The following is a 9,768-nucleotide window of genomic DNA, read 5'->3' as shown; positions in this document are numbered from 1 at the left end:
AAGTTGGAGTCATTACCCCTTCGACAGAGACATTACCGGACTTCACAAAAGAGTATTAATGTTCAAGGGCAATAGTGCAGACGTGTTCAACATGGGTGAGATCGTGGTACAAGTCAGGCAAAGTCATCTTCTTACGAATTACTATTTTGAGATTAACCTCAATTTTACCCTTCTTAATATCCCTGATTGTTATGTTTTCAATAATGTTTTTCTGCTGATGGATGCGTGTTATCAGATTTTCGAGTGCATCGCGTTCATCAAGAATAACCCGGACTTTTACTTTTCCGGGAAACTGATCTTTAGTCTGTAAGAAAATAATGAATGGACTTAGTTTGATTGCCAATAAAAATAAAGCCGTGGAAAAAAAAGCATGAAAGTAAAAACCAGCGCCACAGGTGATTCCCACCCCGGCAGATGCCCAGACAATTGCCGCAGTCGTGAGACCTGAAATAGCATCGTCGTGTCGGTGCAGAATGACTCCCGCACCAAGAAAACCAACACCACTGATAATCTGAGCCGCTAGGCGCATAGGATCGCTACGGATATTCATCGAAATTTCAGCATAGTATTCAGCAGATTGTATTGATACAACAGTTAACACACAGCTGGCTACAGATAAAATAACGCAAGTTTTGAAGCCGACTGGTTTCCCTTTCGATTCTCTTTCCAATCCTATAATACCACCCAGAATAAATGAAATGCTGATTTTGATGATCGTAGTTAAAGGCAACAATCCTTGCTCATTGATGATGGCGGCCAGATTATTCATGCAATTACCTTAATGAAAAAAGTCTTTAACGATTAGTAGTGCGTTTTTTTCAATGGGAGATCTGCTTTGCGTTTTGAAATATCGTCCCGGAAGAATATCAGGAAGAATACGCTGACCACTGCGGCAACGCCTGCTGAAACCAGCCAAAATGTTTCCCATTGCGGTAACGCTTGTGGGCCTTGTTCCGTCACAGTGTTGTTAAATATTTGCCCGCATACGGTAGAGGCAAATAGCAAACCGACGCCGTTCGAGACGATGAATCGTAAACTTTGGGCTTGCGCTTTAATCTCTGGCGCGGCTTTACGGTCAACATAAATGTCGCCCACGGTAAAGAAAAAGTCCCAGCAAAATCCCTGCAACATCAGACCGATCAGCACAAACATCATGTTGGCATCCAGTGATGCATGAGCAAACAACAGGGTGCGGATGATCCAGCATACGGCACCCAACATGAGAGTAATTTTGAAGCCGGCTTTCAGTAAGAAAAACGAGAGCAGGAACATAAAAATGACTTCACAGGCTATGCCGACCTGCATCATTGACGCGGCGTTCTCGAATCCAAGCGCTTTTAAAAAGACTGGGATATAAGCGGAATAAGCTGTTTTAGGGATCATCAGGACAAAAATGCTGAGCATCAAAACCGAGAAACTACGGTCCTTGAAGAGTGCCAGAGCGTCCAGACATAACAGATCGCGGAGTGTAAATACGCTACCTTTTGCTTTCGGTGGTGTGTGTGGTAATGTAAAGCAGTAAAGGCCAAGCACGACACCGGAGGCTGATGCTATATACCAGGTGATGGTATTTCCGGAATAGCCCATTTCACCAATAATAAAACCGATGACCATAAAGCCAAATGTGCCGAACACACGAATAAAGGGGAAATATTTCACCCCGTTAATGTGGCTGAAACTGATACTGTTAGCCAGCGCAGTTGTTGGATAAAACAACAGACCGACTAGGAAGATCATGGTCAACGTCATACCCGTGTTTTGTGCCTCAATAAATTGTGGAACAAACAACAGTACACCAGCATTAATTAAATGCAGGATTGCCATGACTTTTTGTGACGAGAAAAAACGGTCGGCGACCATACCAATAAAGAGTGGAGAAAGAATGGTCGCCAGACCAAGCAAGGCATAAGATGAGCCAATAATGGTTGCCATACCATAGGTACTTAATACCAGTCCCATGGTCATATTCCAGGCACCCTGCATGAAATATTGTATGAACATCATAACCAGCAGACGTGGGGTTTTATTCAGGTCCATATTGCATATCCTTTATTGGTTGATACTCAGGTTAAGCCCATCCCAAGCGACAAGAATGTTCTCTTTATCGCATGCTGCTACTAGCTCATCGTGCAGGAGACCGCCGCTGTGTGAAATATGCGAGACGACAAGTTGACTTGTTTTCTTCAGGCAGTCCAGTTCCGCCAGTCTGTCCCTGGCAGCGAACACCGTTTCCAAACTCATATGGTTATTGGTACGATTTTCTCCATTAAAGCCGTAGGTACACTCCAGAACGGCCAGATCAATTTTTTTCCCTTCCAGCCACTGCCAGGTGAGCTCAGGAAACCAGCCAGAGTCATGACCGTAAAATATTGACTGGCCTTCTTTTTCGATAAACCAGGTATAACAAAGCTCCCATTTAGCATGGTTAGCCAGCAGCGGAGTTATCCGATAGCCACGGGTATCTACGGTGACGAAGGGTACCAGGCAATGAAAGGCAAAGCGCTCTGCGCTATAGCCCGGCAAAACCTCTGCCGCACCGTTAATCGCACGATCGTTACCAAAGATATTCAGCGGATGGGTAATCTCAAATCCGTAACCCTCCATTCGGCTGAAAAGATCGCCGACGTTGAAATGATCGGGATGAGTATGGGTAAACAGAAGCGACCTGATTTCAGTTGCATCCATGTCGTCGCGCAGCAGCTGTTGGCTAAATTCCGGCGCGACGTCAATCAACAGTTGATCATCAATAATCGCGGAAGAGTGTGTACGAATGTTTTTTCCCTTACGTATACGGGCTTGCTGACAGTGCTCACAACGACAAAAAGGATTGGGTATCCCTTCGGATGCCGCGGTTCCCAGAAAATGAATTTTCATGTTTCCCTCTTACTCAAAACAGAGTGTTGTTTTTTGAACAAAAATGTAATAAGACGTTATTGGAACGTGTCAATTATTATCTTGCAAACTCAAGCCAACAACGATCTTTTTCTTTAAAAGTGATCCTCTTCAAAGATTTAAAAATTTATATTTATTTTTCAATATATTGAAATTTTAACTCATGTGTATGAGTCGTGTGGTGTTGAGAAGTGGTTATAAGGATGTGTTGATAAAATACACTTTTTTATTTTGTAACGTTCAAATTATCTTGCTGAAGATAGTTTTCTGATGAGCGCAGTGCTAGCATAAAAGCATTAGGGGAGTGATGTAAAAATGCCAACTATCAAAGACATAGCAAGAATTGCCGGTGTGTCGCATGGGACTGTCTCAAATGTGCTCAATGGCAGAGGAAATGTAAGCGTTGAGAAGATTGAAGCGGTTCAACGTGCGGCCCAAGAAGTTGGCTATCAGTTAAATGCGCAGGCTCAATCATTGAGAGCTAGCAAAAGTCAGGGAGTGGCCTTGATTCTGCCAGGCATCAATGCGGAACGTTACTATCAACTTTATCGGGGATTACACCAGGTCTTGCAACCTTCACTCTGCGAACCGATTGATCTTTACCTGACTAATGATTTGCCTAATCTGGAACTGGATATTTTACAAACGCTGGCGGCAAAGTCTTACCAGGCTATTGTCACTGTGAGTTGCTTGGATAACAGCCAGCCCTATTACGACATGCTCAGGCTCTCCCCGGAGAATGTGTTTTTTGCGTATCGTCAGCCCGCCAGTGCAGTTTGTTATTTTAGCCTTGACTACGTGACCGCAGGGGAAGAAGCTGCAAGGAGGGCACTGCAGCAGCACCCGGGTCATATTGGTGTTTTCTGTGAACCGCTGGAATTTTCCCACAGCGCGCACTTTACTCAAGCGATACAAATGGTATGCCGAAAGTTAAGCCTGCACACAAAGCTTACAATTATACCCGCGCATGCCAGTGAAGTTAACACTGTCGCGTTTGAATTTTTCCAAGGGGTCATACCCGATCTGTTTATTGTTCAGGACAGTGAGAAGACGCGCGCACTGACGCAGGCGGCTTGGTTTGGAAGTTCTCAGCCCTGCCCGCCGATAGTACAACTGAGTGACAATCTTCCTGCATCTTTTGATGGAATCACCAGCTATCAGATGGATTATGCCCGCCTGGGAACAACTATTGCTGCATGTATTCGCCAACCCAAAAGTAAAAAGAAGCACCATATTCTGACGAATTGCGGTTTTTCTTGGAATGGACAATGCGCTCCGTCTCATGAGACCGAGACGACACTGAATATGTTAATTTTGCCCAGCCCTTCGACCGATGCGCTGAAGAAATTGTTACCCCACTTTTATCGTCAGACCGGCATTAAGGTTAATCTTGCGGTTTATCCGTATGATGAAGTTTTTGAAATTCTCTCTCATCTTCACTTGCACCCTTATTACGATTTACTGCGAATCGATATGGCGTGTTTTCCCTGGTTTGCAGAAAAAACATTATTACCGCTGGAATCGGTCTCCCCTGAGCTCCCGTTATTGCTGGATAACTTCTCTGAGCAACTTCAACAGTACTTCAGCCTGGTGAATGGGACTGCATGGGCAATTCCCTTTGATGCCAGTATGCAGCTTCTGTTTTATCGACGAGATCTGTTTGAAGATGCAACGATTAAACGGATGTTTTATGAATCCACAGGAAAAGAGTTAACTCTACCAGAGAATTTCGCACAATTTGATGAGATTGCTACTTTCTTTAGTCAACGGCATCAGCCAAAAAATAAACAGCGTCCAATGGGAACTGCGGTAACGTTGGGCAGTTCAGGACTTATTGCCACTGAGTACTTGCTGCGTTACTACGCGTTAGGTGGGCGATTGGTGCGTGAAGGCGAGCCGATACAACTTGATACTTCGCTTGCTGCCGTTGCACTCGAAGAATATCTACAACAGTTGCCTGTTGCCGTGAATATTGCCGGTGAGTGGTGGAACGATGCTGTTAAACAGTTTGAGTGTGGAAATCTCGCCATGCTGATTATGTATCTCAATTTGTTTAACGATGTTGCGCATACGACCATCGCTCCCACGATCGGCTATGCTCCCGTTCCAGGGCAGCTTCCACAATTGGGTGGTGGTTCTATTGGAATGTCTCGCTACAGTAAGAAGAAAAAACAGGTTGAGCAGTTTTTTCATTGGCTTTATTCCGATGAAATTTCGCGTCATCTGGTTCTGTTGGGGGGCAACAGCGCTTGGTCTGGAATATGTCACGATCAAAACGTTCTCAATCTCTACCCGTGGTTTAATTTACTGAATGAAAAAGGCATGAAGGGAATACGTGAGTCTCAGGGAAGTCAAGGTGAGCCTTTTAACCTGCGTCAGGCAGAGATTATCATTGGGCAAGGGGTGACGAATGCGATTAACGGCATTATGAACGTCAATCAGGCTGTGGAATATATCAATGCACGGATCAGAAACGAAACGGGGGCCTGAAAATGTGACACCTCGAGCCTGTCCATCATTCGGTGTAAATGTCTTTCTCAGAAGTGACCGTCAGGGCGGTCACCGAATTCGATAATAAAGCGACTCATTACTATCCGCCAGTCCTGAAGTGGCATCGTCCATTTCTGTGAGGCTGACTGGATAGCCAGCCACACCACTTTTTTCACCGATTCATCTGTCGGGAACACTTTCCGTTTCTTTATCGCATGTCTGATGACGCTATTCAGCGATTCGATTGCGTTAGTGGTGTAGATAACCTTGCGGATCGCCTCCGGGTACACAAAGACGGTGGCAACATTCGGCCAGTTTGCCCGCCAGCTGCGACTTATCTGCGGGTACCGTGCATCCCATTCCTTCCCGAACGCATCCAGCGCCTGCAACGCGCCTTCTTCCGTGGCTGCGCGGTAAACCTGTTTCAGATCACGGGTTACCGCTTTATAGTCTTTCCACGCCACGAACCGCAGGCTGTTGCGTACCATATGTACTATGCACAACTGGAGCTGCGTCTCCGGGGAGACGGCATTAATCGCTTCCGGGAAGCCTTTCAGGCCGTCCACGCAGGCGATAAGGATATCGTTCAGGCTGCGATTTTTCAGTTCCGTCAGTACATTCAGCCAGAACTTTGCACCTTCATTTTCGGCCAGCCACATACCCAGCAACTCTTTCTGACCATCAAGGTTAATACCCAGAGCCAGGAACACCGCTTTGTTGATAACCCGGCTGTCCTGCCGTACTTTCAGGACAATACAGTCAAGATAAACAATGGGATAAATCGCATCCAGAGGACAGTTTTGCTATTCAACAACCTAGTCGATTACGGCATCGGTTACTTTCGATATCAGCGCCGGAGAGACGTCTGCATCGTACATTTCTTTGAAGACTGAGGTAATTTCGCGGGTAGTCATCCCTCTGGCATACAGTGCCAGGATCTGGTTGTCCATGCCGGTAATGCGGGTCTGATTTTTCTTCACCAGTTGTGGTTCGAAGGAACCATCATGATCACGTGGAGTACGTAATTCCATCGGCCCGTCGGTAGTGGTGACGGTTTTCGTGGAATTGAATCGCCACGGATAATTTAGACACTTCCGAGCCGTTGATAATACTGGTTTTCATATTCTGTCGGTGACATCTGATCGCTGGAACCATGCCGACGCTTACTGTTATAAAACATTTCGATGTAATCAAAAATATCGCTGCGGGCTTCTTCCCGCGTTCCGTAGATCTTTTTCTTTATCCGTTCGCGTTTCAACAACTGGAAAAAGCTTTCTGCAACCGCATTATCATGGCAGTTACCGCGACGGCTCATGCTGCCCTCCAAGCCGTGTGATTTCAGGAACGACTGCCATTCATTGACTGCCCTGATCCGAATGAACCAGCACCTGTTTTTGGGGATTACGCCGCCATACAGCCATCAGCAGTGCGTTCAGGACAATGTCTTTTGTCATCCGGGATTGCATGGACCAGCCGATAATTTTGCGTGAGAACAGATCAACAACCACGGCAAGATACAGCCAGCCTTCGTGGGTCCTTAGTAGAGTAAGAGGCAGGGCGTAGTCGGACTATTTCCCTGCCTCTCCTCCCCGAACCGGACGTGCACCTTTCAGCGCATCCGGCTCTCCATTTAAATGCTGGCGAACGCCATTGCCACTTCTGTAAAGCGCGATGTATACGTGTTTCTGGTCTCCGTCCTCAGATAGGGATTACCTTCGGGTAGCCGCCAGCGGAACAGCTTCTTGCCTTGCCCCACCAACCGGTACAGTATTTCGCCGCTGAGCTTGCCGTGATTGGTTTTACCAAATAAAACCCACGTTTTGCTCTGACCCGGTTTCGGTGATTTACACCACCACCTCATCAGGGAAGCGATACCTGTACGGTATTTGCGGGCCAGCCAGTGAGCCAGCTTCCAGAACACGACACGGTCGATATAACTGAAGACTTTGGCCTTAAAATCAACGAACTGATAGAACATGGCCCAGCCTTTCAGTTTTCGGTTGAGTTGTTCAGCCATATCGACTTTGCTTTCACTGTAGTTGCCTGATAACAGTGCTGTCAGCGATGCGGCGAAGTTTCTGGCTTTCTCCTGCGGGATCGTTGAGACCACTCGCATCTCGCCATAACGACTGCGTTTGCGAATGATCCTGTGCCCCAGAAAGATAAAGCCGTCATTAACATGGGTGATTTTAGTCTTATCCATGTTCAGCCTGAGTTTCAGACTGCCTTCGAGCACACCCCGACACTCCTCCCTGATGGCTTCCGCCTGTGCTTTGGTGCCTTTGACGATGAGGACAAAATCATCGGCATAGCGGCAGTACGCCACCGCGGGTTTCCACTGCCAGTTTTCTCTGACCGCCGTACTTCGGCCCCGTTGGATACTGTTATTCCAGTACCACCGATCTTTTCTGGCTTTCCCGCTCAGGTAGCGCTCATGCAGGTATTGATCGAACTCATTCAGCATGATGTTCGATAATAGCGGCGATATAACACCGCCCTGTGGCACACCTTCACTGGCCGCCCGAAAGAGACCGACATCGATATGTCCCGCCTTGATGGTTTTCCACAGCAGAGTCATGAAACGTGCGTCACTGATCCTGCGGCGTACAGCCTTCATCAGCAGTCGATGATGTACGGTGTCGAAGTAACTGGACAGGTCGCCTTCAATCACCCAGCGTCCCCGGGTTTCACCACAGTCTGTGAGCTGTAATTTCACCGTGCGGATCGCGTGGTGGACACTGCGCTCAGGCCGGAAGCCATATGAGAGCGTATGAAAATCACTCTCCCATATCGGCTCCATCGCCATCAGCATGGCCCGCTGAACAATACGATCCCGCAACGCGGGGATACCCAGTGGTCGCAGTTTGCCGTTGCTTTTAGGGATGTAAACCCGTCTGGCGGGCAAGGGCTGGTAGTGGCCTGAGAGTAATTCATCCCTGAGGATTTGCAGCTCAACAGCCAGTCTGGCCTGTAGCATTGTTTTGTTCACGCCATCAACGCCGGGGGTATGGGCCCCCTTTGATGAAAGCGTGATCCGCGCCGCTTCAGCCAGCCATTCTGGTTGTGTTATCAGACGCAGCAGCCGTTGAATCCGTAGGGACGGATCGGTGACTGCCCATGTGGCAAGCTTGCGTTGCATTTCGCTGATTATCAAAGGTCTTCACCTCGTTAGGTCAGTTAATTCACGTCGCAAACACATTCAAACTGCTTCCCTTCGCCATGTAATGGGCTTTCCCCATCGCGGACTACTACGGAAGCTCCGCCAGCCAGCGCGTCATCGGAGCCATGCCCCCTTAACATCCGTCGCTGACCTTCCCTGGTTTACCTGCCTGGACTCAGGCATACTGAGGAGGCTGCCCGTCGCACTCTTTATCCTTGCTTGCCGCAAGTTGGCAGAAGTCAGCAACGCAAGCGTGATAGACGCTGCTGCCCCGGTGTTTCGCATACATGTCAAAACACCTTCGACCGGCAGTGCTTACGTATCACTGCCAGTTCCTCCTGCACGGCCTGTCAGATCACGTAGGCCGTGGTGACGTTTTCAACCCACAGAGGCGGATTAACGGGTTCATGTTCTTCAGCCTTTCAGTACTTAACCTTGAGGATCATCTCGGCTTAGTGATCTCGCCTCAATCCCCGTTGTCAGCGGGTTACATCACCCTGCGGGCATGCCGCAGGTCACTGCCGCTCAGGTTCTCCACCGTCACACCCGGTGGGATTGTTGGGTTTCTCATCGTGAGTTACCGGTTCAATATTCCAGACAGACTCGCGGTTCATTTAAGCATCCATGCCCGCCCTGAACTCCGGGCACACTGTAGGTTATGTCCGTTACCCAACGCTCATCCGGAGCATCCGGATTGAACTGTCGCTGAAGCCTGTTGGGCGACACGATACTGGCCTCGCCTTTACGAGCCCGCGGGCTCCGGTATCCGACCTGAGCCTTTATCCCGATACGTTTCATCAGTCGCCAGACTCTGTTCACTCCGTACTGTTGCCCGCTGTCCCGCAGATCTAAATGGATTTTGCGATAACCATAGACGCATCCCGATTCCAGCCAGAACTGTTTAATCTGTCCTGTCAGTCTCAGGTCTGCCTGATGGCGTTGTGAATGCGGCTGCTGAAGCCAGGCGTATAAACCACTGGGATGAACATCCAGCACCCGACAGAGCAGGCGAACAGGCCAGCAACAGGTGTTGTCACGGATAAAGGCGTACCTCAGTCGGACAGCTTTGCGAAGTACGCCACTGTAGATTCAATTGGTCAACGCAACAGTTATGTGAAAACATGGGGTTGCGGAGGTTTTTTGAATGAGACGAACATTTACAGCAGAGGAAAAAGCCTCTGTTTTTGAACTATGGAAGAACGGAACTGGCTTCAGTGAAATAGCGA

Annotated in this window: 6 protein-coding genes and 3 pseudogenes; 2 read left to right on the top strand and 7 right to left on the bottom strand. The window is 48.1% G+C overall.

Annotated features, from left to right (window positions below; translation table 11 throughout):
- Positions 1–55: 55 nt before the first annotated feature.
- Genes A7589_RS20310 through A7589_RS20300 form a run of 3 tightly spaced genes read right to left on the bottom strand, consistent with a single transcriptional unit; the run spans position 56 to position 2,874 of the window.
- Positions 56–769 (bottom strand): MgtC/SapB family protein, encoded by a 714-nt coding sequence (locus A7589_RS20310; protein WP_032177315.1) that lies wholly within the window; start codon positions 767–769, stop codon positions 56–58.
- Between the two features lie 32 nt (positions 770–801).
- Positions 802–2,037, bottom strand: coding sequence for an MFS transporter (locus A7589_RS20305; protein ID WP_032177316.1), 1,236 nt, complete (start codon positions 2,035–2,037; stop codon positions 802–804).
- A 12-nt stretch (positions 2,038–2,049) separates the two neighbouring features.
- Positions 2,050–2,874 (bottom strand): MBL fold metallo-hydrolase, encoded by an 825-nt coding sequence (locus tag A7589_RS20300; protein WP_032203560.1) that lies wholly within the window; start codon positions 2,872–2,874, stop codon positions 2,050–2,052.
- A 333-nt stretch (positions 2,875–3,207) separates the two neighbouring features.
- Between A7589_RS20300 and A7589_RS20295 the strand changes: the two genes are divergently transcribed.
- Entirely contained in the window at positions 3,208–5,382 is a 2,175-nt protein-coding gene (locus A7589_RS20295) for an extracellular solute-binding protein (protein WP_108188988.1), read from the top strand.
- A gap of 47 nt (positions 5,383–5,429) precedes the next feature.
- Here A7589_RS20295 and A7589_RS20290 read toward each other — a convergent pair.
- The 4 genes and pseudogenes from A7589_RS20290 to A7589_RS20270 all read right to left on the bottom strand — a co-directional run.
- Positions 5,430–6,446, bottom strand: a pseudogene (locus A7589_RS20290) (IS256 family transposase); the annotation flags it as partial.
- 20 nt (positions 6,447–6,466) lie between these two features.
- Positions 6,467–6,932: pseudogene (locus A7589_RS20285) on the bottom strand (IS3 family transposase); the annotation flags it as partial.
- A gap of 80 nt (positions 6,933–7,012) precedes the next feature.
- On the bottom strand, positions 7,013–8,521 hold the full coding sequence (gene ltrA / locus A7589_RS20280; RefSeq protein ID WP_001189123.1) for a group II intron reverse transcriptase/maturase: 1,509 nt from the start codon (positions 8,519–8,521) through the stop codon (positions 7,013–7,015).
- Positions 8,522–9,193: 672 nt separating this feature from the next.
- Positions 9,194–9,622: pseudogene (locus A7589_RS20270) on the bottom strand (IS3 family transposase); the annotation flags it as partial.
- 64 nt (positions 9,623–9,686) lie between these two features.
- On the opposite strand from A7589_RS20270, the gene A7589_RS23395 reads away from it, so the two are divergent.
- A partial coding sequence (locus A7589_RS23395; RefSeq protein ID WP_226478917.1) for a hypothetical protein occupies positions 9,687–9,768 on the top strand: 82 nt, incomplete at its 3' end.

Origin of the sequence: Escherichia sp. MOD1-EC6475, assembly GCF_003046645.1 — a bacterium.
Lineage (GTDB): Bacteria > Pseudomonadota > Gammaproteobacteria > Enterobacterales > Enterobacteriaceae > Escherichia > Escherichia ruysiae.
The sequence above is the reverse complement of the archived record's forward strand: the minus strand, read 5'-3'. Positions and strand labels throughout refer to the sequence as shown.